This window comes from Microbacterium sp. CCNWLW41, from assembly GCF_037083505.1.
On the sequence record NZ_JBAOJP010000010.1, the window covers coordinates 100965 to 124562 of the forward strand.

18 protein-coding genes are annotated in these 23598 nt (G+C 73.9%); 14 read left to right on the forward strand and 4 right to left on the reverse strand.

Annotated features, from left to right (window positions below; translation table 11 throughout):
• The first annotated feature begins 3 nt into the window (after window positions 1-3).
• From V6R91_RS28960 to V6R91_RS29010, 11 genes are all read left to right on the forward strand, one after another.
• Window positions 4-3078: a hypothetical protein gene (locus tag V6R91_RS28960; protein WP_336398152.1), complete on the forward strand. Its 3075-nt coding sequence runs from the start codon at window positions 4-6 to the stop codon at window positions 3076-3078.
• Window positions 3071-7189 carry a hypothetical protein gene (locus tag V6R91_RS28965; RefSeq protein ID WP_336398153.1) on the forward strand — a complete coding sequence of 1373 codons (4119 nt, stop codon included), beginning with the start codon at window positions 3071-3073 and terminating at the stop codon, window positions 7187-7189. The genes V6R91_RS28960 and V6R91_RS28965 overlap by 8 nt, the downstream gene beginning before the upstream one ends.
• 2 nt (window positions 7190-7191) lie before the next feature.
• Window positions 7192-8931 carry a hypothetical protein gene (locus V6R91_RS28970; RefSeq protein ID WP_336398154.1) on the forward strand — a complete coding sequence of 580 codons (1740 nt, stop codon included), beginning with the start codon at window positions 7192-7194 and terminating at the stop codon, window positions 8929-8931.
• Between the two features lie 99 nt (window positions 8932-9030).
• The gene (glmS, locus tag V6R91_RS28975; RefSeq protein WP_336398155.1) at window positions 9031-10881 is read left to right on the forward strand and encodes a glutamine--fructose-6-phosphate transaminase (isomerizing); all 1851 of its coding nucleotides are present in this window, start codon (window positions 9031-9033) and stop codon (window positions 10879-10881) included.
• A 451-nt stretch (window positions 10882-11332) separates the two neighbouring features.
• Window positions 11333-11749: a holo-ACP synthase gene (locus V6R91_RS28980; RefSeq protein WP_336398156.1), complete on the forward strand. Its 417-nt coding sequence runs from the start codon at window positions 11333-11335 to the stop codon at window positions 11747-11749.
• On the forward strand, window positions 11746-12876 hold the full coding sequence (gene alr, locus V6R91_RS28985) for an alanine racemase (RefSeq protein ID WP_336398157.1): 1131 nt from the start codon (window positions 11746-11748) through the stop codon (window positions 12874-12876). Before V6R91_RS28980 ends, alr begins: the two co-directional genes overlap by 4 nt.
• Before the next feature lie 14 nt (window positions 12877-12890).
• A complete protein-coding gene (tsaE, locus tag V6R91_RS28990) occupies window positions 12891-13442 on the forward strand; it encodes a tRNA (adenosine(37)-N6)-threonylcarbamoyltransferase complex ATPase subunit type 1 TsaE (RefSeq protein ID WP_336398332.1) in 552 nt (183 codons plus the stop codon).
• A gap of 34 nt (window positions 13443-13476) precedes the next feature.
• Window positions 13477-14154 (forward strand): tRNA (adenosine(37)-N6)-threonylcarbamoyltransferase complex dimerization subunit type 1 TsaB, encoded by a 678-nt coding sequence (gene tsaB, locus V6R91_RS28995; RefSeq protein ID WP_336398158.1) that lies wholly within the window; start codon window positions 13477-13479, stop codon window positions 14152-14154.
• Window positions 14151-14756, forward strand: a complete 606-nt coding sequence (rimI, locus tag V6R91_RS29000; RefSeq protein ID WP_336398159.1) for a ribosomal protein S18-alanine N-acetyltransferase — start codon at window positions 14151-14153, stop codon at window positions 14754-14756. Before tsaB ends, rimI begins: the two co-directional genes overlap by 4 nt.
• Window positions 14747-15832, forward strand: a complete 1086-nt coding sequence (gene tsaD, locus V6R91_RS29005; RefSeq protein ID WP_336398160.1) for a tRNA (adenosine(37)-N6)-threonylcarbamoyltransferase complex transferase subunit TsaD — start codon at window positions 14747-14749, stop codon at window positions 15830-15832. Before rimI ends, tsaD begins: the two co-directional genes overlap by 10 nt.
• The gene (locus tag V6R91_RS29010) at window positions 15829-16407 is read left to right on the forward strand and encodes a hypothetical protein (RefSeq protein ID WP_336398161.1); all 579 of its coding nucleotides are present in this window, start codon (window positions 15829-15831) and stop codon (window positions 16405-16407) included. Before tsaD ends, V6R91_RS29010 begins: the two co-directional genes overlap by 4 nt.
• Window positions 16408-16473: 66 nt before the next feature.
• Here the strand turns inward: V6R91_RS29010 and V6R91_RS29015 are convergent, their stop codons facing one another.
• Complete coding sequence (locus tag V6R91_RS29015; protein WP_336398162.1) at window positions 16474-17661, reverse strand: class I SAM-dependent methyltransferase; 1188 nt, start codon at window positions 17659-17661, stop codon at window positions 16474-16476.
• Window positions 17662-17805: 144 nt separating this feature from the next.
• Here V6R91_RS29015 and groES point away from each other — a divergent pair, with 144 nt between their 5' ends.
• Both groES and rarD read left to right on the forward strand, forming a co-directional pair.
• Window positions 17806-18102 (forward strand): co-chaperone GroES, encoded by a 297-nt coding sequence (gene groES, locus V6R91_RS29020; RefSeq protein WP_045275440.1) that lies wholly within the window; start codon window positions 17806-17808, stop codon window positions 18100-18102.
• Between the two features lie 241 nt (window positions 18103-18343).
• Complete coding sequence (rarD, locus tag V6R91_RS29025) at window positions 18344-19225, forward strand: EamA family transporter RarD (protein ID WP_336398333.1); 882 nt, start codon at window positions 18344-18346, stop codon at window positions 19223-19225.
• Between the two features lie 16 nt (window positions 19226-19241).
• On the opposite strand, the gene V6R91_RS29030 is transcribed toward rarD, so the two are convergent.
• Genes V6R91_RS29030 through V6R91_RS29040 form a run of 3 tightly spaced genes read right to left on the reverse strand, consistent with a single transcriptional unit; the run spans window position 19242 to window position 22077 of the window.
• Entirely contained in the window at window positions 19242-19565 is a 324-nt protein-coding gene (locus tag V6R91_RS29030; RefSeq protein WP_336398163.1) for a metal-sensitive transcriptional regulator, read from the reverse strand.
• Window positions 19566-19576: 11 nt separating this feature from the next.
• Complete coding sequence (locus V6R91_RS29035; RefSeq protein ID WP_336398164.1) at window positions 19577-21868, reverse strand: heavy metal translocating P-type ATPase; 2292 nt, start codon at window positions 21866-21868, stop codon at window positions 19577-19579.
• Window positions 21868-22077 (reverse strand): heavy-metal-associated domain-containing protein, encoded by a 210-nt coding sequence (locus tag V6R91_RS29040; protein WP_336398165.1) that lies wholly within the window; start codon window positions 22075-22077, stop codon window positions 21868-21870. The genes V6R91_RS29035 and V6R91_RS29040 overlap by 1 nt, the downstream gene beginning before the upstream one ends.
• 234 nt (window positions 22078-22311) lie before the next feature.
• Here V6R91_RS29040 and V6R91_RS29045 point away from each other — a divergent pair, with 234 nt between their 5' ends.
• A complete protein-coding gene (locus V6R91_RS29045) occupies window positions 22312-23577 on the forward strand; it encodes an ABC transporter substrate-binding protein (RefSeq protein ID WP_336398166.1) in 1266 nt (421 codons plus the stop codon).
• The last annotated feature ends 21 nt before the right edge of the window (window positions 23578-23598 follow it).

Consider the following 23598-nt stretch of genomic DNA (forward strand, 5'->3'; position numbering starts at 1 on the left):
GTCATGAAGGTCTTCGACGTCACCGCCCGGATCCCAGCGATCGCCCCGGAGGACGCGGGCGCGGCGAGCTTCACCTTCCTGCCGTACTTCCGCACCGGCGCGGCCGCCGGGATCCGGCAACCCGTCTTCTCCGAGGGCGCCCTCGCCCGCGCCCGCACCACCGTCGACGTGTCGTTCGCGCTCACCGACGGCTCGGGCAGCGAGACCGTCTCGCAGCCGATCACGCTGCGGGGCCCGGGAGACGTGCTGGGGATCGATCCGGCGCAGATCATCCGGCGCCACCCGGCGCCCGGCACGGGCAATGCTCCCACCGGCGACCTCGTCCACGTGGAGTTCGATGCGCCCGACCTGCCGTGGATGTTCACGCCCGCGGCGCCCGCGTCCGGCCGCCTGCCGCCGTGGCTGCGACTGGTCGTCGTGCCCTCCGCATCGATCGTGCGACAGGTGGCGCCCGCGGGCCCCGACCTGCCGCCGGCGGTCGAGGTGCCGGTCGCCGAGCTGCCGCCGCCCGAGGACGCGTGGGCGTGGGCGCACGCGCAGGTGTCGGGCAAGGGTCACGACGACCAGGCGCTGACGCGCCACCTGGGGTCGCCGCAGCTCAACCTGTCGCGCCTGGTGAGCCCGACCCGGCTGCGTCCGCACGAGCGCTGGACCGCGCTCGTCGTGCCGACGTTCGAGGCCGGACGGCGCGCCGGCATCCGCGGCGGAACGATCGACTCGCTCGCGTGGGCGTGGGGGCCGGGCGGCGCCGACACCGTCGTGCTGCCGGTGTACGACCGGTGGGAGTTCGCGACCGGCGACGAGGGCGGCTTCGAGGAGCTCGCGCGCAGCATCGTGCCGGTGCCGGCGGCCGACGGGCTGGGCCGGCGCTGGGTCGACACGTCGCAGCCCGGAAGCGGCGTCACCGTGGCCGCCGCCGACGGCCCGCGCGCGGTGCACGGCGCGCTCATCGCGCCCACCGCGTCGGGCGAGCCCGAACCGTCGGATCAGGGACGGTGGGATGCCGCGGCCACCGCGCGGCTGCGAGCGCTCGTCGATGCGAGCACCGACCCCGCGGCGGACCCCGAGGTGGGGCCGCCCCTGTTCGGCGGCGCGCACGTGCTGACGGACGTGCTCCCGGCCGATGCCGGCGAGCCGCGCTGGCTCGCCGAGCTCAACCTGGACCCCGCCCACCGCGTCGCGGCGGCACTCGGCACCGCCGTGGTGCAGATGGACCAGGAGCCGCTGATGGCCGCGGCCTGGTCGCAGCTGCAGAACGTGCGGGAGGCCAACGAGGTGCTGCGCGCCGCGCAGTTCGCCCGCGTCGTGTCGACGGCGCTGCACCGGCGGACGATCGAGCGGATGCCGTCCGCTCCGCTCCTGGCCGCCACGGCGCGCGCGCACGCCCAGGTCGACCTCGGCGGGATCACCGTGCGGGCGACGGTCGCGGCCAGCGCCCTTCCGCCGGCGGCGCTCGGCGGCGCGCTGCGCCGGATGGCCCGCCCGCTCGGGCGCACCGCGCGGTTCGCGCCGTCGGACGAGCGCGTGGCGCAGAGCGAGCGCCTCATCGCCGACGGCGACGCCGGCGCCGACTGGGTCCTGCCCGTCGCCGGGCCGGCGACAGGCGCGACGAGCGAGCTGATGGCGCACCTCGAAGAGGAGGACGTCTCGCTGCTGAGCGGTGTCACCGACGACGACGAGACGACCGCGCTGCTGTCCGAGCTCCTCGACGCCCTGCCGACCCCCGACGAGGTGCGGGCGCTCGAGGACACCCCGGGGCTGCGCGTGCACCTGCGACACCTCGGCATCCTCCTTGGCACGGCGTGGCAGCTGTCCCGCACGCGTGACGAGTGGGAGCTGCCCGGCCCCGGCGTCGCCCGCTTCCCGAAGACGGGCGCCGACCCCGCAGATGTCGGGCCGTTCGAGACGCGGCTGCTCGAGGAGGGCGTGTTCGAGCCGCTGTTCGCCGCGCTCGACGAACGCGGGTACGACGGAAACCACCCGTTCGAGACCACCCCCACGCCCGACCACCTCATCCCGATCATCGAGCATCCCGGAGAGGACCTGATCGCCACCTTCGGCGAGGCCGCGACGGGCGGCGCGCCCGAGCCGGTCGAGCCGCCGCGCGAGCGCCTCGACATCCCCGCGCTCGACCTGGTCGGCCTGCTTCGGCCGCTGTTCACGGTGCCGCGGCGGGCGCGCACGCGCCTTCCCGGTCTCGCCGGACTGTTCGGCCGCGACCCCGACGACCTGGAGCGGGTGCTCGCGGCGCCGGAGTTCCGGCATCCGCTCTACGAAGCCCTCAGCCGGTACGACCGGGAATGGCTGATGCCCGGCGTCGCAGCCATCCCCGAGCCCGACATGGTGACCGCCCTGCAGACCAACGCCGCCTTCGTGGAGGCCTTCCTGGTCGGCGCCAACCACGAGTTCGCCCGCGAGCTGGCGTGGCGGGAGTACCCCACCGACGGCCGGGCCACGAGCCTGCGACGATTCTGGACGCCGGAGCCCGACCTCCTCGGCGGGGTGCATACGATGCGCACCGGCGAGCTCGGCTCCCACCTCGACCCGGCGCGTGCCGGAAAGCTCGTGTTCGTGGTGCGCGGCGAGCTGGTGCGGCGGTTCCCGAACGTGCTCGCGAACGTCGCGGCGTCCACGAACGTCGACTACCCGGTCGAGTACGCGTCGCGCCCGGTGGCGAGCCTCTTCCGGCTCGCGCTGACGCCGAACCTCCTGCTCGTCGCGGTCGACCTCACCGCCGTCGCCGCGGCCGCTGCCGACACCGGCGGGGAGGCCCCGAACGCCGGAGCGTTCTGGTTCACGCTCGCCGAGCACGTCGGTGCGCCGCGGTTCGGCCTCGACGAGATCGACCCGCCGGCCGGCGTGACGCCCCCGCGCGACGGTCTGGCCTGGGGGCACTGGCTGCCCGCGGGCGCGCGGCACCTGCCGGCCACGGTGCCCGCGACGACGGACGCGCCGGCGGTCGCCGAGACGGCGGCGAAGGTCGCCTGGGCGCTGTTCCAGAAGCCGGCGCGCGTGGGGTTCCGGGTGCGGACGCTGATCGACGACATCTCCACCGAGCGCGAGGACGACCATGGGTGACGTGTGGGCCGAGGTGGATCCGTCGGTGCCCGTGCTGCTGGTGCCGGTGCGCGTCGAGACGCAGTCCCGGCACGCCACCCGCGACGGCGAGACGGTCACCGAGCTGCGGGTGCGCATCTACCCCGACGACATCGCCGTCGACGACGCGACCGGTCGCGCGGCGCTGCTCCCAGACGCCTTCCGCGTGGTCGCGTGGCAGGACGGCGTGCCGTCCGCGGCGGACGGCGAGCCGGTCGACCTCGACGACCTCGGCGTCCGGCTCGGCCACCTCGGCGCGCCCGGCGAGGATCGCCTGCAGGCGGAGGCCGAGTTCCGCGAGCGCGCGCTGGCGCTGCGGGCGCTCGCCGAGGAGGCATCCGGTCCCGCCGACTGGATGCGCGACTACGACGTCGCGGTGCAGCGCGGGCTCGCGGTCACCGTGAGGCTCGAGCGGGGGGACGCGACCGTCGATCGGCTGTACGTGTGGGGGGTGCGCCAGGCGGACCCGGATGCCGAGCCCGGCGTCGTGCTCGCCGCGCTGCGCGCCCACGGCGATCGGGCGCTCGTCGGCCCGGGGACGCCCACGAACAACACCGAGTCGGCGCGGTCGGGCTGGAGCGCGGGGGCGACCCCGCCGGCGCCGAGCCCGGGCACGGGCGCCGCCGTCGCCCGTGCGCTCGGCATCGACGACCCGGCCGCGTTCGACGACTGGCCCGCCGGCGCCGACGACGGCGAACCGGCCAGAGCGTTGGCGGAGGTGCTGTGGCCGGTCACGTGGGAGGCGTGGCTGCGCGATGCGCTGCCCGCCCGTGCCCTGTCGCCCTTCGACCGGTGGGACGTGCGCGAGCATCTCGCCGACTGGGTGCGTCCGTCCGGTCCGCTTCCGGCGGTGCGTGCCGGGCGCCAGCCGTACGGACTGCTTCCGGTCACGCTCACCTCCCGGTACGAGCCGGTCGCCCCGCGGCGGCCGGGCCGCTCGGATGCGCTCGTCGCGTTCGCGGTGCGGGCCGCCCGCGGATGGTGGACCATGGCGGCACCCCCGCCCACCGTGATGGACGGCGACCTCGCCGCGGCGCTTCCGCGCATCCTCGGACTCGCCCCGGTGAGCCGCAACGTGCGCGTGCGGCGGGTGCTGCGCACCGACAACGCGCTCGGCGCCTCGCTGAAGCGCTCTTCTCCGGGCCTCGAGGAGGAGCGCGCCGACATGACCCGCGTGCTCGAGGAGCGGCTGCGGATCGGACTGGGATCGCTGCGCCGGATGCCGCATCTCGGCCGGCCCCGCATGCTCGGCCTGCCGCTCGTCTCCGAGAGCGACGAGGACGCGCTGGAAGCGCTCGTCGACCACGACGACCTCACCTTCGAGGACAGCGTGCTCCAGGTGCTCATCACGGTGGCTCGCTCGACCTCGCTCGCCGCCGCGCGCGCGGCGCTCGCCGCGATCATGCGCCCCATGGACTTCGGCGAGGAGGAGATCGGGATCGTCCTGCGCGAGCCGCAGAGCGGGCTCGGCACTCAGATCCGCGAGCAGCTGGCGGAGCGGCTGAGAGGGAGCATGCAGCCGGGGCCCGACGCTTCGGAGGAGGAGCTGCGGCTGGACGCGGTCATGGCGGAGATCACCGTGCCCGACCTCTTCGACCTCGAGGGCATGACCTCGAGCGACCGCCCGCGGCACGAGCTCGGACTGCTCCGCGAGCGCGAGCAGGAGATCATCGAGGCGCTCCGGCGCTCGCCGCTGTCGGATCGGCTCCTGTTCGCGTTCAGCGACGCGCACCGCGTGCGGGAGCTGGCCGCCATGATCCTCGACTACCTCTTCGCCGCCGACACCGCCTCGCGCGTGCGACTCGGGCTGACGCGGCTGCGCGGGCAGGAGCAGGCCCAGCGCGAGCGGGTGTTCGCCGGAGCGCTGGATGCCGCATCCCACCGGCTGGACGCGTGGGCGACCTCCCTCGCGACCTGCCGGCTCGACCGCCTGCGCACGGACCGGCCGCGCGGGCTCGCCGTCGCGTCGTACGCGTGGCTGGAGGACATCGCGCTCACGCCCCGCCCGGAGGACCCGGACGAGGCCGTGCGCTCACCGGGCGTGGGGTGGCTGCAGGCGCCGTCGCCCCAGCACGCCGCGACGGCCGCGGTGCTGCGCAGCGCACGCCTGACGCACGCGCCGGGCGACGGCGCGGGAGCCGCCCTCGAGATCGACCTCAGCAGCACCCGGGCGCGGGAGGCGATCGACGTCGTGCGCGGCATGCGGCAGGGGCAGCAGCTCGGAGCGCTGCTCGGCTACCGCTTCGAGCGCTGGCTGCACGAGACCGACCTGTCGCTCAACCGCTTCGTGCCGGCGCTGCGCGCCCTCGCCCCGCTCGTGGTGGGCCGCGAGACGCCGGCGACGGCCGGCGGCGACGACGCGCTGGCGTACACCGGCGCGGTGGTCGACGGCGTCGCGCTGCGCGACACGCCGGCGTCGGCGGTCGAGGCCAAGCTCGCGAGCCCCGGACCGGGCGTCACGCCCGCTGCGCCCGGCGAGGTGGCCGACGTCCACGCGCTCATCGCGCGGCTCGACGAGGTGGCGGATGCCGTGGCCGACCTGCTCCTCGCCGAGGGCGTGCATCAGCTCGCGGGCGGCGACGCCGCGCGCGCAACGGCGGCGATGAACGCGATGTCGGGTGACACGCTGCCGGAGGAGCCCGAGGTGCCGCGGTCGCCGCTCGAACGGCACGGCGTCACCGCGCGCGTCGCGGTGATCGGCGGCACGGGCGCGGGAGGCCTCGAGGCCGCGGGAGGGTGGGTTCCCGGCATCCGCTCCCGTGCTCATCCCGTGCTCGAGGCGTGGTGCCGCGACGTGCTCGGCCCCGCCGACCGCATCGCGATCCACCTCCGCGGCAACAACTCCGTCTTCCTCTCGGCGCTGCGCCTCGGAGCGCTCGATCTGGTGCTCGCGGCGGACGGCAGCGCCGACGGCCTCGCCCGGTTCTGGGCGCGCTGTCGGCGCACCCGGCCGTCGCTTCCCGCCGAGGCGCCGACCGGAAACGCCGCGCTGCGCCCAGGACGCATCAGCCTCGGCGACGCGTGGGAGCTCGCGACGGCCGCGCGCGCGGTGCTGACCACCGCGCGACCCCTCGAGCCGCGGGATCTCGTCGCCGCCGGCGGAGCGGCCGCACCGGACTGCGCCGTCGACGAGGCCGATCTGACGGCTCGCGCCCAGCGTGCGCGCGACGACCTCGCGGCACTGGTGGGTTCCGTCCCGACCACCCGGGCCGCGCTGCTGCGCCGTGCCGACGAGCTCGCACTCGTCGGGATCGGCGACGGCACCGACCCGGCGGCGCTCACCGGAACCGCCGAGGAGGGGCGGGTGGTCCTGGAGGCGTACGTGTCGGGCCTCGATCAGCTCCTCGCCGGGCGGCTCGCCGCCGCCGCGACCGCGCCGCCCGGTGAGGCGCTCGCCGAGCTGCTGGGCGGCGTGCCCGTCGTGCCGCAGCTCGACCCGACCGGCCCGCCCGAGCTCGCCGGGGCGCTGCTTCCCGGCGCGGGGCTGCCGGTGCGGCGGTGGATGGCACGCTTGAGCACCGTGCGCCCCGGCGTCGCGGCGTACGCGACGCTGTCGGCGCTGCGTTCCGCGACCGAGCGCGCCGGAGCACTGCGGGCGGCCGTGTTCGGGGCGGACCGGTGGGTCGGCGACGCCGACCCGCCCGCGGCATCCGTCACCACCCTCGTCTTCGAGCCCACGGCGCGGTTCGCGCCGACCGGGACGATGGCGGGCTTCGTGGTCGACCAGTGGGCCGAGCACCGGCCCGCGCGCCGCACGATGAGCGAGGGGGCCGACCCGACGCGCGAGGACCTCGTCTCGACCGGACTCGCGGTGCACGCGAACGCTCCCGGCGCCCGCGCCCCGCAGGCGCTGCTGCTGGCCGTCTCGCCCGACGGCGGCGGCTGGACCGAGGAGCGCGTGATCACGCTCCTCGACGAGGTGCGCGAGCTCGTGCGCATGCGGCTCGCGACCCCGGCCGACGTCCCGGAGCTGGGGGAGCTGCTGCCGGCGATCGGGGTGCCCCACTGGTCGGTGTTCGACGAGCACGTCGTGGACCCGCGGCTGTTCCTGTCGCCGCAGAACATCGTCTCGACGTTCACGAAGGGAGGCTGACGGTGGCAGGCATGTTCCGCGCGGTGCCGTTCCCCGGACGCGGCGGCATCCGTCCGTTCACGACGAGGATCGAGCCCAACCCGGTGAGCGGAGACCCGGCGACGGGGCTCATGGCCCAGGTCTGGGACCCGCTGTGGCTGCTCGGCCGCCAGTGGCAGCTCGGCGAGCTCACCGGCGAGGACACCGGCACGCCGCTCGCGGTGACGGTCGACGCGCAGTTCGATCCGCTCGTCGCGTGGCATCCCGGCCCCTTCGACGGTGCGGAGTCAGGGTGGCGGGCGCTGGATCCCGGTGAGCTGCTCGAGCCGCTGGTCGAGGACGAGTCCGCGCACCCGCTTCCGCCTCGGGCGGCGGCCGCGGTCGCCTGGGCGCTGCAGGACGCGCTCGCCGAGCTGGGCGAGACGGCCGCCGTCGCGGCGCTCGTCCGGCGCTGCGGGGTCAAGAAGGACGAGCGCCCGGCCGAGGGCGAGCAGGCGGGGGACTGGGCGGGCGTGAACGGCGTGCTCGCCGGCGCGGCGCTGGACGCCGCGCGGGTCGCGGACGCGTTCTCCGGCGGCACGCCCGGGTGGTTCACGGCGGCGCTGCGCCCGGGGGCTGCCCGCCGGCGCGTCGCCATGGCCGCCGTGGCGGAATGGCTCGCGTGGTACGCCGCCGAGGTCGAGCCGGCGGCGACGCCGTCGAGCTGGATCCCCGGCCGGCTCGAGTACGAGTTCGCCGTCGCGACCACCAGCGCCGTGCTGCACGCGCCCGCGCACGGCGGGGGCGAGATCGGCTGGGCGGCGTTCGATCTCGAGCCCGACCGGGATCCGCCCGACGCCGGGGACGCGGAGACCGTCCCGCTCACCCGCCACCTGCTGGCATCGCAGCTGACGTTCCCGGGCATGCCGACCTCGCGCTTCTGGGAGTTCGAGGACGCCGACCTCGACCTCGGCCAGGTATGGGCCGACCCGCACGAACTGGCTCGCGTGCTCGTCGTCGAGGCCGCGCTCGTCACCGGCGACGACTGGCTCGTCCTGCCGGTGGACTGCCCGCCGGGAGGGGTGCTGCGGGTGCAGCGCGTGACGTGGCGCGACACCTTCGGCTCGCTGTGGTTCGCCGACGAGCAGCCGTCCCCCGTGCCGCCCGGCGGGTTCGCCGCGCCGTGGCGCATGTACGCCGTCACCGAGGCCCGCCGCGGAGGGCCGGGCGGCCGCGCCGAGGTCGCCGGGATCCTGGTGCCCCCCGCGCCGGCCAGCACGCTCGGCGGCGCGCCCGTCGAGGACGTGCGGTTCGTGCGCGACGAGACCGCGAACCTGGTGTGGGCGATCGAGCAGACCGTGCCCGCGCCGTCGGGCGATCCCGCGCCCGTCGTGCCGCCGCCCGCGCCGGCGCTGCCGCCCATCGACCCCGGCGACGAGCCCGTCGACCAGGTGCTCGGGTACGAGCTGGTCACGTTCGTGCCCGCGAACTGGTTCCCGTACGTCTCGCGCGTGGGCGAGCGCGGCGTCTTCCTGCAGCGGGCCGACCTCGACCGCGGCGACCAGACGGTGCAGCCGGCGGGCGTGCTGCTGTCGGAGGAGCAGCAGCGGATCATCTTCGCCGGCGAAGTCCCGCGGCAGGGGGTGCGGGTGCAGCGGACCCCGCGACTGGCACGCCGCGCCGACGGCTCGTGGGTGCAGTGGACCGCCCGCTCGGTGCGCCCCGCCGCCGGCGAGGGCGAGAGCGGACTGCGCTTCGACCGCACGCGACGCCCCACCGGCTGACGACGAGCCCCGCGACGCGGACGGTGACGGATGCCGCGCGCCGCGGCATCCGCTATTCGTTCAGTCTCCTCGCAAACCGCCGCGCTTACCATTGTCGGCATGTGTGGAATCGTCGGATACGTGGGCCCTCGCCAGAGCCAGGCCGTTCTGATCTCCGGGCTCTCGCGGCTCGAGTACCGCGGCTACGACTCCGCGGGCATCGCCGTCATCGACGGCGACGGGGGCCTGGGCATGCGCAAGCGGGCCGGCAAGCTGAAGGTGCTCCGCGACGACCTCGCCGCGCACCCGCTCGCCGACGGGACCACCGGCATCGGGCACACCCGCTGGGCGACGCACGGCGGCCCCACCGACGGCAACGCCCACCCGCACCTCGCCGACGACGACAAGCTCGCCGTCATCCACAACGGCATCATCGAGAACTTCGCCGAGCTGAAGGACGAGCTGCTCTCCGACGGCTTCACGTTCCGCAGCGAGACCGACACCGAGGTCGCCGCGGTGCTGCTGGGCCGCGAGTACCGCCGCACGCGCGACCTCGTCACCGCCTTCCGCGCCGTCGTCTCGCGCCTGGAGGGCGCCTTCACGCTCCTCGCCATGCACGAGGACCAGCCCGGTCTCGTCGTCGGCGCCCGCCGCAACTCGCCGCTGGTGATCGGCCTCGGCGAGGGCGAGAACTTCCTCGGCTCCGATGTCGCCGCCTTCGTCGAGCACACCCGCAACGCCCTGGCGATCGGCCAGGACCAGATCGTCGCGATCACGCCGGGCGGCGTCGAGGTCACCGACTTCTCGGGCAACCCCGTCGAGGTCGAGCCGTTCGAGGTCACCTGGGATGCCGCCGCCGCCGAGAAGGGCGGCTGGTCGTCGTTCATGGCCAAGGAGGTCTCGGAGGAGCCGGAGGCCGTGGCCAACACGCTGCGCGGCCGCGTGCGCGACGGCGAGGTCGTCATCCCCGAGCTCGACGGCCTCGACGAGCTCTTCCAGGGCATCTCGCGCATCATCGTGATCGCCTGCGGCACCGCGGCGTACGCCGGCCAGGTCGGCAAGTACGCGATCGAGCAGTGGACGCGGATCCCCGTGGACGTCGAGCTCGCCCACGAGTTCCGCTACCGCGACCCGGTGATCGGCGCCGACACCCTGGTGGTCTCGATCTCGCAGTCGGGCGAGACCATGGACACGCTGATGGCCGTCAAGTACGCGCGCGAGCGCGGCGCCAAGACGCTGTCGATCTGCAACACCCAGGGCGCGACCATCCCGCGCGAGTCCGACGCGATCGTGTACACGCACGCGGGTCCTGAGGTCGCGGTCGCCTCGACGAAGGCGTTCGTCGCCCAGATCACCGCGCTGTACCTCATGGGTCTGCACATCGGGCGCATCCGCGGGGCGGTCAGCGCCGCCGACGCGCGCGACCACGTGCGCGAGCTCGAGGCGATCCCGGGCAAGATCTCGCAGATCCTCGAGCGCGAGCAGCCGCGCATCGAGCAGTTCGCGCACTGGATGGCCGACACCCGCTCGGTGCTCTTCCTCGGACGCCACGTGGGCTACCCGATCGCGCTCGAGGGCGCGCTCAAGCTCAAGGAGCTCGCCTACATCCACGCCGAGGGCTTCGCCGCCGGCGAGCTCAAGCACGGACCCATCGCACTCATCGAGCCCGGCCAGCCGGTGTTCGTCATCGTGCCGTCGCCGCGCCAGTCGGCGGAGATGCACAAGAAGGTCATCTCCTCGATCGAGGAGATCCGGGCGCGCGGCGCCAGGGTCATCGCGATCGCGGAGGAGGGCGACGCCGCCGTGCTGCCCAAGGCCGACGAGGTGCTGCGCATCCCGCTCGCCGGACCCTTCTTCGAGCCGCTCCTCGCGGTCGTGCCGCTGCACATCTTCGCGATGGGCCTCGCCACGGCGAAGGGCCTCGACGTCGACCAGCCCCGCAACCTCGCGAAGTCTGTCACGGTCGAGTAGCGGCATCCGGCCCTCGCGCTCCGGTCCCGGCGTCGTCGCGTCCTGTGGCGTCCTCCCGACCTCACACACCGTCGAGTAACCGCGTACTCGGCGAGATCGCACGCTATCGGCGCCGATGTCGTGGTCGTTCGCCGAGTAACCGCGATGTCGGCGGGTCCCTTCATCCGCCCTCTCGCTGTTCCCCTCGTCGTCGCCTCACCCCGTTCTCCTCACCCCTTCCCCTCACCTCACGCCCTCACCCGGCCGTCGAGTAACCGCGTACTCGGCGAGATCGCACGCTATCGGCGCCGATGTCGTGGTCGTTCGCCGAGTACCCGCGATGTCGGCGGGCAAAGGTCGGCGGGCAAAGGTCGGCGGGCAAAGGTCGGCGGGCAAAGGTCGGCGGGGGAGGTGCGGCCGTCGCGGCGCGATAGTCTGGCGGATGCCGCGTCCGCGGCGGCAGGAGGACCACATGATCGTCGGGATCGGCGTCGACCTGGTCGACATCCCGCGGTTCGAGCGGACCATCGAGCGCACCCCCCGGCTCGTCGAGCGCCTCTTCTCGGACGCGGAGCGCGTGCTCAAGCCGCACTCGCTCGCGGCCCGCTACGCCGCCAAGGAGGCGCTCATCAAGGCGCTCGGCGGCTCGGACGGCGTGCACTGGACCGAGATTGAGATCGCGTCCGAGGCATCCGGTCGCCCCGTCTTCTCACTCTGCGGCTCGACGGCCGCCGTCATCGCCGAGCGGGGGATCACCGCGCTGCACCTGTCGCTCTCGCACGACGCGGGCCTCGCGACCGCCTATGTCATCGCGGAGTCCGCGCCCGGCGTCGCGTCCGAAAACACCGGCACCGGCGACGCCCCCGAGACCACAGGGGACCGCGCATGAGCCGCCTGCCCGCCGGCGCCCTGCGCGAGGCGACGGTCGACGTCGGCGCGATCGAGGACAACGTGCGGCACCTCCGCCGGCTCACCGGCTCGGAGATCATCGCGGTGGTCAAGGCCGACGGCTACGGGCACGGCGCCGTGCGATCCGCCAACGCCGCGCTGGCCGGCGGCGCCGCGCGCCTGGGGGTCTCCGACATCACCGAGGCGCTGGCGCTGCGCCGTGCCGGCATCGATGCCCCGATCGTCGCGTGGCTGCACGCGCCGGACGCCGACTTCGCCGAGGCGGCCGCCCTCGGCATCGAGCTCGGCATCTCGAACCTCGGCCAGCTGCAGAAGGCCGCGGCCGCGGCCGCGGCATCCGGCGACCGTCCCGTCGGCGTCCACCTGAAGCTCGAGACCGGCCTCTCGCGCAACGGCATCGCGCCCGACGACTACCGCGTCGTCTTCGCCGAGGCGGCGCGCCTGGAGCGCATCGGCCGCATCCGCGTGATCGCGCTCTTCAGCCACCTCTCCAACGCCTCGGCCGCCGACGACCGTGCGGCGCTGACGGCGTTCGAGGAGGGCGTGGGGGTGGCCGCCTCGCTGGGGCTCGCCCCGCCGCTGCGGCACATCGCGGCGACGCACGCCGCGATCGACCTGCCCGAGTCCCGGCTCGGGTGCGTGCGCATCGGCATCGGGCTGTACGGGCTCTCGCCGTTCGACGACCGCACGTCGGCCGACCTCGGCCTGCGCCCCGCGATGACCCTGCGCGGCGCGGTGGCGGCGGTGCGCCGCGTGCCCGCCGGCAAGGGCGTGTCGTACGGCTACGACTACCGCACCGACCGCGAGACGACGCTCGCGCTGGTCCCGCTCGGCTACGCCGATGGCGTCCCCCGCCAGGCGTCCGGCGCAGGCCCCGTGCTGATCGGCGGGCGCCGGTTCACGGTGGCCGGGCGGATCGCGATGGACCAGTTCGTCGTGGACGTCGGCGACCACCCGGTCTCGGTCGGCGACGAGGCGGTGCTCTTCGGCGACCCGACCCTGGGCGCGCCGTCGGCGACGGAATGGGCGGATGCCGCCGGCACGATCAACTACGAGATCGTGACGCGGGTCGGACCCCGCGTGGCGCGGCGGCAGGTGTCGGAATGACCGGCGACGACGCCATGACCGGGAACGACGACGGCGCACCGGTTGTTGCACCCGGCGTGAAGGCGACCCAGGGAATCGACGCATTGGCGGGCACCCGCGAGATCACCTCGCCCGAGGCGATGGAGGCGCTCGGCGAGGAGATGGGACGGATGCTGCGCCCCGGCGACATGGTGGTGCTCACCGGCCCCCTCGGGGCGGGCAAGACGACGCTCACGCGCGGCATCGGCCGCGGCCTCGACGTGCGCGGACCCGTCCAGAGCCCGACGTTCGTCCTCGCGCGCACGCATCCCTCGCTCTCCGGCGGCGCGCCGCTGGTGCACGTGGACGCCTACCGGCTCGGCTCCGCCGCGGAGCTCGACGACCTCGACATCGACTTCGACGGCTCGGTCGTGATCGTCGAGTGGGGGAGGGGGCTCGTCGACGGCATCAGGGATCACTGGTGGGACGTCGAGATCGAGCGCGAGTGGCACGGCCGCGGCGTCGACACCGCGTGCGGCACGACCGCCCACGACGCCGAGCTCGACGCCGACAGCCCCCGGCGGGTGTCGATCGCCCGGCGCCCGTAGCCGACGCCCGAGGACGGCCGACTACCCTGGAAGGGTGATCCTGGGCATCGACACCTCGCTCGGCTCCGCCGTGGCGGTGGTCGAGCTCGACGGCGTCATCCGCTCGGAGGTGCAGAGCCCCGACCCGCGCGGTCATGCCGAGGTCATCGGCACGCTCATCGAGCGGGCGCTGGCGGAGGCATCCGTCGAGCCCTCCCGGATCACGCACGTCGCCGCGGGCATGGGGCCGGGGCCCTTCACCGGCCTTCGCGTGGGCATCGCCGCCGCGCGCACGTTCGCGCTCGGCCGCGGCGTGCCGGTCGTGCCCGTGCCCAGCCACGACGCCGTCGCGCTCGAGCTCCTGCTGCACACCGCGCTGACCACGGACTGGGGATACGCCACCGGCGCCGAGGACGCCGACGCCGGCACCTTCGCGGTGGTGACCGACGCCCGCCGGCGCGAGTTCGCCTACACCGTGTACTGCGGCATCGACGACGACGGCCTGCCGATCCGCACCGCCGAGCCCGCACTCGCCCCGCGCGACGATCTCGACGGCGTGCTCGCCGGCCTGGGCGCCGCGCGGCGCGACGCCGATCGCATCCCCGCCGCCATGCTCGCGCTCGCGGCGGCCCGCGCCCTCGCCGCCGGGCGCAGCCTCGCGTCCGCCGACGCGCTGTACCTGCGCTCGCCCGACGTGACGCCCTCGCTCGCGCCCAAGCGGGTGATCGCGTGACCCTCCGCGCCGCCACGGGCGACGACCTCGCCGCCATCATGGCGCTCGAGCGCGCCTCGTTCCCCACCGACGCGTGGTCGGAGGCGATGATGCGCGAGGAGCTCGCGTCGCCGCACGGCTGGTACGTCGTGGACGAGGAGGCCGGCCGGCTGCTCGGCTACGCCGGCCTGCGGGCGGTGAAGAGCGCGAAGGATGCCGACGTCCAGACCATCGCGATCGCCGAGGCGTCGCGGGGCCGTGGTCGCGGCCGGGCCCTTCTTCGGGCCCTCCTCGACGAGGCCCGCCGACGCGGCGTGGTCGAGGTGTTCCTCGAGGTCCGCGCCGACAACCCGGTCGCCCAGGCGCTGTACGCCTCGGAGGGCTTCCTCGAGATCGGACGCAAGCCCCGCTACTACCAGCCCGACGACGTCGACGCCGTGGTGATGAAGCTCGACCTGCGCGGCTGGGCCGCGGCGAGGCATCCGTCCGCTCCGGCTGAGTCCGCGATCCGGAATGCGGACGATCGCACGCTTTCCGGAGCGGATCGCCCCCAGGATCCGGAAAGCGGCGGGACCTCCGAATTCCGGAGCGGCGGGGCCTGGGAGGGGGGAGTGTGCACGTGAGCGCATCGACGTTCCCGGCCGAGCCGCTCGTGCTCGGAATCGAGACGAGCTGCGACGAGACGGGCATCGGGATCGTCCGCGGGCGCACGCTGCTGTCGAACACGATCGCCAGCTCCATGGACGAGCACTCCCGCTACGGCGGCGTCGTTCCCGAGGTCGCGGCGCGCGCCCACCTGGAGGCGCTGCAGCCGGCGATCGAGGCGGCGCTCGCCGAGTCCGGCGTGGCCCTGGCCGACCTGGACGCCGTCGCGGTGACGAGCGGACCGGGACTTGCCGGCGCCCTCATGGTCGGCGTCGGTGCGGCCAAGGCGCTCGCGGTGTCGCTGGACAAGCCGCTCTACGCCGTCAACCACCTCGTGGGTCACATCGCCGCCGACATCCTGGATTCCGAGGCGCCGCCGCTCGAGTACCCCACCGTCGCGCTGCTCGTGAGCGGAGGCCACACCTCGCTCCTCCTCGTCCGCGACCTCACGAGCGACGTCGAGCTGCTCGGCGAGACGATGGACGACGCTGCCGGCGAGGCGTTCGACAAGGTCGCGCGGCTGCTCGGGCTGCCCTATCCGGGAGGTCCCGAGATCGACCGCGCCGCGGCATCCGGCGACCCGCACGCGATCACGTTCCCCCGCGGGCTGTCTCGGGCGTCCGACATGGCGCACCACCGCTACGACTTCTCGTTCTCGGGGCTGAAGACCGCGGTCGCCCGGTGGGTGGAGCAGCGCCGTGCCGCGGGCGAGGAGGTGCCGGTCGCCGACGTCGCGGCGGGCTTCCGCGAGGCCGTCGTCGACGTGCTCGTCACGAAGGCGCTGGCGGCGTGCCGCGACCACGGCGTGCCCCGCCTGCTGCTCGGCGGCGGCGTGATCGCCAACCGCCGCCTGCGTGACGTCGCCCTCGAGCGGGCGGCCGCCGAGGGCGTGACGGTGCGGATCCCGCCGCTGTCGCTGTGCACCGACAACGGCGCCATGATCGCGGCGCTGACGTCGGAGCTCATCATGGCGGGTCGCCCGCCGTCGACCCTCGAGTTCGGCGCCGACTCCACCCTGCCGGTCACCGACATCCAGGTCGCGGAGCGGGCATGACAGGCGACGAGCGGATGCTGCCTCCCGCCGCGCCGGAATCCCCGGCGCGTCCCGCCGACGGCCGGGTCGTCGGTGGCAGTGCCGAGGCGGCGGCCGCGGCCGGCGGGATGACGACTGAGGCGCCGGCCGGGACCGGCGGGGCGACGGTGGAGGCGCCGTCGCCGGACGTCGAGCTCGCGCAGGAGGCGTCGCCTCTTCCCGGTGAGCATCGCGGCGGGTTCTCGCGCCTTCCGACGGCGCCCGTCCCGGTGACCGTCGAGACGGCGCCCGCCGAGCCGGGCGGCGAATTCTCGGCCGACGCCGGCGACTGGGTGGCTCCCGACGATGACGCGTTCAGCCGCGGGCTCGCCGGGTGGGCGCTCGCCTTCGGCATCATCGGGCTGATCGTGTCGCTGTTCGTCGGCTGGGGTTTCCCCATCGGCCTGGTCGCCGTCGTCTCGGCGATCATCGCGCTGCGGCGCCCGCTCGAGAGCCGGGCCGTCGCGGTGTGGGCGATCGCGCTGGGCACGGTCTCGATCCTCTACAGCGCGGGGTGGCTGCTCTTCGCCGCGATGCGGGCCAACCTCTTCGGCTGAAGCGGCAGGGTCCGACGGAATCGGACGGTGACGCGGCCAGGCGCCGACCGGGCGGGCTCGGTGCGGTCAGACGCGGTCGGCGAGGATCGCGGTCCGGCGGGTGCCGATCCGCGTCAGGATCAGCGTCGCCGCCTCGCCGCCGCGCAGCTTCAGCCGTGTCCGCAACGTCGCCGGGTCGACGTCGACGCCCCGCTTCTTGATCTCGAGGCGCCCGATGCCGCGCTCCCGCAGCGCCTTCGCGAGGGCTTTCTCATCGGCCGGGAGCGTCTCGCGCACGCGGAAGGTCGACACGAACGGCGACGTCAGGGCGGCGTCCGACGTCAGGTAGGCGATGTGCTCGTCGAGCATGCCCGCCTCCAGCGAGCGCGCGACGTCTCCGATGAGCCGCGCGCGGATCACCGCGCCGTCCGGCTCGTGCAGGTACGCCCCGAGCTCGCGGGCCGGCTCGTCCGAGGCATCCGCCCCGCTGGTCAGCTCGTGGGCGGACTCGCCGCGCATGACCAGCGCCGCGCGCCGAACGCCCGCACGCGCCAGGGCGCCCGACCACAGCACGAGCTCGACCGTGGAGCCGTCCGCGCTCACCCACTGGGCTTCGACGTCGTCGGGGATGGACTCGCGGTCCAGCCCGGGGCCGAGCTTCACGCCGGACGGCATGCGGCGCGCGAGGTCGAACACCCAGTCGAGCGGCGGTGACCAGTCCTCGGGGCGCGTGCGCGCCGTCTCGGTATGCCCGGCGGTGCGACGCGCCGGGTCGAGCCACACCGCGTCGACGCCGGCGAGGTCGGCCGTCTCGGCGGTGCCGTGGCGCACCTCGGCGTCCGCGCCGAACGGAGCGAGGTTGTAGGCGGCGATGCCGGCAGTCACCTCGTCGGCTTCGACGGCCGTGACCCTCAGGCCCAGCCCCGCGAGCCCGAGCGCGTCGCCGCCGATGCCGCACCCGAGGTCGGCGACGTGCGTGAAGCCCGCCTCGCGGAAGCGGGCCGCATGGCGGACCGCGATCGGCAGGCGCGTGGCCTGCTCGAGGCCTGCGCGCGTGAAGAGCATCCGGGCGGCGAGATCGCCGAACTTCGCGGTCGCCCGGGTGCGCAGGCGCGCCTGGCCGACGACCGCCGACACCAGGTCGGGGGAGTGCCCCTCGCGGCGCAGGCGCGTGACCGCGCGGGCGACGTCGTCGGAGGACTCCACCGGCGCCATCGCGTCGAGCAGCCGCAGGCCCTCGGGCGTCAGCAGCGCCTCCAGTTCGGACATCTCCACCCGCCGAGCCTACTTCCGCCGTCACACGACGTCCTCCGTTGGCACTCACGTTGCGTGAGTGCCAGCCGGTTGCCTAGACTGACATCAGCACTCTCAAGGGCAGAGTGCTAACGAGTCTTAGTCTCAAGAAGGAAGAGGTAGACCGTGTCGGTTTCCATCAAGCCGCTCGAGGACCGCATCGTCATCAAGCAGGTCGAGGCCGAGCAGACCACGTCCAGCGGTCTGGTCATCCCCGACACCGCCAAGGAGAAGCCCCAGGAGGGCGAGGTCGTGGCGGTGGGCCCGGGTCGTATCGACGACAACGGCAACCGCATCCCGCTCGACGTCGCCGTCGGCGACCGCGTGATCTACAGCAAGTACGGCGGGACCGAGGTCAAGTTCGGCGGCGACGAGTTCCTCGTCCTGTCGGCCCGCGACGTCCTGGCGGTCGTCGTCCGCTGAGTCCCGCGCGCTGCGCGAACCGAGAGGGTCGGATGCTTCGGCATCCGGCCCTCTCGCCGTGTGCCGGGCTCATCCCCGCGCCGCCCGCGTCGGGCGGGCGTAGGCTGACCCGGTGAGTCACGAGCAGTCCCGCCTCCCCGCACGCGCCGAGGCGGACGGGCTCGACGACTCCACGGCGCTGGACCTCGGGGTCACCACCAGCACCGGCGCCGTCCGCGTCGCCGAGGCGCGGGAGCGCTCGGTGGGCGGGATCTACACGTTCTCGGCGTACCTGCTGTGGGGCTTCCTGCCGCTGTACTTCCTGCTGCTGGCTCCCACCGGGCCGTGGGAGATCGTGGCGTGGCGCATCCTGCTGTCGCTCGCGTTCTGCGCGCTGCTGCTCACGGTGACGCGCACGTGGCCCCGGCTCGTCGCCATCTTCCGGCAGCCGCGGGTCCTCGGGCTGACCGTGATCGCGGGCCTGGTCATCTACGTCAACTGGCAGGTCTTCATCTACGGCGCGCTGACCGGGCACGTCATCGAGACGAGCCTCGGCTACTTCATCAACCCGATCGCCACCGTGCTGCTCGCGGTGCTCGTGCTGCGGGAGCGCCTGCGGCCGACGCAGTGGGTCGCCATCGGTATCGCCGCGGCGGCGGTCACCGTGATCGTCGTCGGCTACGGCGCCTTCCCGTGGATCGCCCTCACCCTCGCGGCGTCGTTCGGCGTGTACGGCCTGGTCAAGAAGAAGGTCGGGCCGTCGGTGGATGCCGTCAGCGGCCTCACCCTCGAGACGCTGTGGCTGACCCCGATCGCGGTGGCGGTCCTCGTGATCGTCGGCGTGACGGAGGGGCTCACGATGGGCGCCGCCGGCTGGCCGCACGCCGTGCTGCTGAGCCTGGCGGGCATCGTCACCGCGATCCCCCTGCTGCTGTTCGCCGCGGGCGCCCGCCGGGTCTCGCTCACGACGATCGGGCTGCTGCAGTTCGTGGCGCCCATCCTGCAGTTCCTCGTGGGGTGGCTGGTGCTCGGGGAGCCGATGCCGCTGGAGCGGTGGATCGGCTTCGGGCTGGTGTGGCTCGCCCTCTCGGTGCTGACGGTCGACTCGATCCTCCACGCCCGGCGCATGCGCGCCGCCGCGTGAGGCCTCGTCGCTCAGCTCAGCGCACGAGGCGTGCGATGGCCTGCGAGGCCTCGGTGATCTTCGCGTCGGCCTCGGGGCCGCCCAGGCGAGCCGCGTCCACGACGCAGTGGCGCAGGTGGTCGTCGAGGAGCCCGACCGCGACGGCCTCGAGCGCCGAGGTCAGGGCGCTGATCTGCGTGAGGATGTCGATGCAGTACTTCTCGTCCTCCACCATCTTGTGGATGCCGCGGGCCTGACCCTCGATGCGCTTCAGGCGGTTGAGGTACTTGTCCTTGTCGGTGATGTAGCCGTGGTGGGAGTGCTCTCCGGCGGGCGAAGGCGCGAGGGTGGTGTCGGTCATGTCGGACTCCTTCAGCGGTGACGGGTGGAGAGGCTCTGGAACCGGCGCAGCCGCAGGCTGTTGCCCACGACGAAGACGCTCGAGAAGGCCATCGCCGCTCCGGCGATCATAGGGTTCAGCAGCCCGAGGGCCGCGAGGGGGATCGCGGCGACGTTGTACGCGAACGCCCAGAACAGGTTCACCTTGATGGTGCCGAGCGTGGCCCGCGAGAGCCGGATCGCGTCGGCGGCGCTGCGCAGATCGCCGCGGACGAGCGTGATGTCGGATGCCTCGATCGCGGCATCCGTCCCCGTCCCCATCGCGAGTCCCAGGTCTGCCTGAGCGAGGGCGGCGGCGTCGTTGACGCCGTCGCCGACCATCGCGACCACGCGGCCCTCCGCCTGCAGCGCCTCGATGACGGCGACCTTGTCGTGCGGGAGCACCTCGGCGGTGACGCGCTCGATGCCGACCTCGTCGGCGATCGCGCGCGCCGCGGCGGCGTTGTCTCCGGTGAGCAGCACCGGCGTGAGCCCGAGCGCGCGCAGCTGCGCGACGGCCTCGGCGCTCGTCGGCTTCACCTGGTCGGCCACCACGAGGAGTCCTCGCACGGCGCCGTCCGCGGCGACCAGCACGGCGGTGCGCCCGAGCGCCTCGGCGGATGCCTTGGCCGCGGCGACATCGGCGGGCAGCGCGAGCGACCAGTCGGTGAGGAGCGCTTCGCGTCCGACGAGCACGGCGTGGCCGTCCACGACGCCCGAGACGCCCTTCCCCGGCACGTTCTGGAACGCCTCGACGTCGGCGAGCGGTCCGGTCTCATCGGCGGCCGCGCGGGCGATCGCCTGCGCGATCGGGTGCTCGGACGCGTGCTCGAGCGCACCCGCGAGACGGAGGAGCTGAGAGCGACCGGATGCCGCGGCATCCGTCTGCCCCGTCTGCGACGCGACCACCACGTCGACGAGGGCCATCCGGCCGGTCGTGACCGTGCCGGTCTTGTCGAGCACGACGGTGTCGACGGTGCGCGTGGACTCCAGGACCTCGGGCCCCTTGATGAGGATGCCGAGCTGCGCGCCGCGGCCGGTGCCGACGAGCAGCGCGGTGGGGGTGGCGAGCCCGAGCGCGCAGGGGCACGCGATGATCAGCACCGCGACGGCGGCGGTGAAGGCCATGGATGCCGGGGCGCCGGTGAGCAGCCATGCCACCAGCGTGCCGAGCGCGAGCAGCAGCACGACAGGCACGAAGACCCCGGAGATCCGGTCGGCCAGGCGCTGCACCTGCGCCTTGCCGGACTGGGCCTCCTCGACCAGGCGCGCCATCTGGGCGAGCTGCGTGTCGTCGCCCACGCGGGTCGCGCGCACCACGAGCCGCCCGCCGGCGTTGACGGTGGCGCCGACGACCGCGTCGCCGGGCACGACCTCGACGGGCACGGACTCGCCGGTGACCATCGAGGCGTCGACGGCCGACGTCCCCGATGCCACGACGCCGTCGGTTGCGATCTTCTCGCCGGGCCGCACCACGAACTCGTCGCCGACGCGCAGCTCGGCGATCGGCACGCGCACCTCCGTCGCGCCGGCGGCGGTCGGCCGCAGCACGGCGACGTCCTTCGCGCCGATCTCGAGGAGGGCCCGCAGCGCCGCACCCGCGCGCCGCTTCGAGCGCTGCTCGAAGTACCGGCCCGCCAGCACGAAGGTGGTGACGCCCGCGGCGACCTCGAGATAGATGTCACCCGCTCCGTCGCTCGGGGTGACGGACCACTCGAACGTGTGCGTCATCCCGGGCATGCCGGCGTGCCCCAGGAACAGCGCGTACACCGACCACAGGAAGGCCGCCGACACGCCGAGCGAGATGAGCGTGTCCATGGTCGCTGCGCCGTGGCGGAGGTTGACCCACGCCGCGCGGTGGAAGGGCCACGCGCCCCACACCACGACCGGGGCGGCCAGGGCGAGCGACGCCCACTGCCAGTACGTGAACTGCAGCGGCGGGATCATCGCCATGAGGATCACCGGCACCGACAGCACGATCGATCCGATCAGCCGCTGCCGCAGCGCGCGCAGCTCGGGATCCGCATCCTCGGACGCGGTCGCGTCCTCCACAGGGGGAGCGGGCACCGCCGCGGTGTAGCCGGTCTTGACGACCTCGTCGATGAGCGTCTGCGCGTCGAGGCCCGAGGGGCCCCGCACGACCGCCTTCTCGGTGGCGTAGTTGACGGATGCCTCGACCCCGTCGAGCCGGTTGAGCCGCTTCTCGATCCGCGAGGCGCAGGACGCGCACGTCATGCCGCCGATCTCGAGCTCGATCCGGGCGGCCGGGGCCGAGGCGGGGGCCATCAGGCGCGGACCGCGGTGTAGCCGGCCTCGTCGACCGCGGCGATGACCGCCTCGTCGGCGAGCTCGGCGGAGGACACGATCTTCAGGGTGCCGGCGGCGGCGCTGACGTGGACGTCCTCGACGCCGGCGAGCTTGGACACCTCGCCGCGCACGGATGCCTCGCAGTGCCCGCAGCTCATGCCCGTCACCTTGTACTCGGCCTCAGTCATGTCTTCCCTCTCCTCGAACCGGTCGGTGATACCCCTGTGGGGTACCTCGATGGCCAGTCTATACCGCTGGGGGGTATGGTGGCGCCGCGGGCCGTTATCGGAACGGAATGCCCCGGTCACACGCGTTACACATCGTTAACGAATGGCAACACTGCGCGCCCTCCGGCGCGGTTAGGTTTATCGCATTGGGTCGGGCGCCCGAGCCGCGCCCACATACATACAGCAAGGAGCAACATGAGCGTCTTCACCCGCTCGCGCAAGGCCACCGTCCTCGGTGGCATCGCGCTCGCCGGCGCCAGCGCCCTCGTCCTCGCCGGTTGCACCGGCGGCGGTGACACCGGCGGAGGCGAGACCAGTGCCCCCAGCGAGGACCGCGAGGAACTCTCGCTGAACATCGGCACGGTCCTTCCGCAGACCGGAGCCCTGGCGTTCCTCGGCCCGCCCGAGGAGGCCGGTGTCGGCCTCGCCGCGGCCGACATCAACGAGGCCGCCAAGAGCATCACGGTCGACGTGGAGTTCGGCGACTCGGGCGACCCCGACAACAAGGCCTACGAGACCACCGTCCCGCGCCTGCTGGGCAACGACGTTCAGGCGCTCATCGGCGCCGCCTCGTCCGGTGTGACCAAGCTGTTCCTCGACCAGGCGGTCGCCGCGGGCGTCATCACGTTCTCCCCGGCCAACACCTCGCCGGACTTCACCACGTGGGACGACGACAACCTCTACTGGCGCACCGCTCCCAGCGACCTGCTCCAGGGTGAGGTGCTCGGCAACCTGATCGCCGAGGACGGCCACCAGAGCCTCGGCATCATCTACCTCAACGACGCGTACGGCACGGGTCTCGAGGCGGCGCTGACCGAGAACTTCGAGGCCGCCGGTGGAGAGGTCGTCGCCAGCCAGGCGTACAACGCGACCGACACCACGTTCGACGCGCAGGTCAGCGCGGTGCTCGCCGAGAGCCCCGACGCGATCGCCGTGATCGGCTTCGTCGAGACCTCGACGATCGTGCCGGCCATCGTGGCGGAGGGCTTCGACGGAGGCAACTTCTACTTCGTCGACGGCAACACCAGCCAGTGGGGCGACGAGATGCCGGTGAGCATCGAGGGCTCGAAGGGCACGCAGCCCGGACCCGCTCTCGAGGACGACTTCATCGAGCGCCTCAACGAGTGGTGGACCGGCGAGGGCAACGAAGAGCTCGCCGACCTCAACTACGCCGCTGAGTCGTACGACGCCGTCGTGCTCCTGGCGCTGGCCGCACTCGCAGCCAACTCCAACGACCCGGCCGACATCGCCGGCAAGCTGCAGGAGGTCTCGGGCGGCAGCGGCGAGGGTGAGAAGTGCACCTCGTTCGAGGAGTGCGCCGACATCATCCTCGACGGCGGCACCGCCGACTACGACGGCTACTCGGGCAACGTCACGTTCGACGAGAACGGCGACCCGACCGAGGCGTCGATCGGCATCTTCGAGTACGGCGCCGACAACACGCACACCCGCATCAACTGATTCGGGTCAGTCGACACCAGA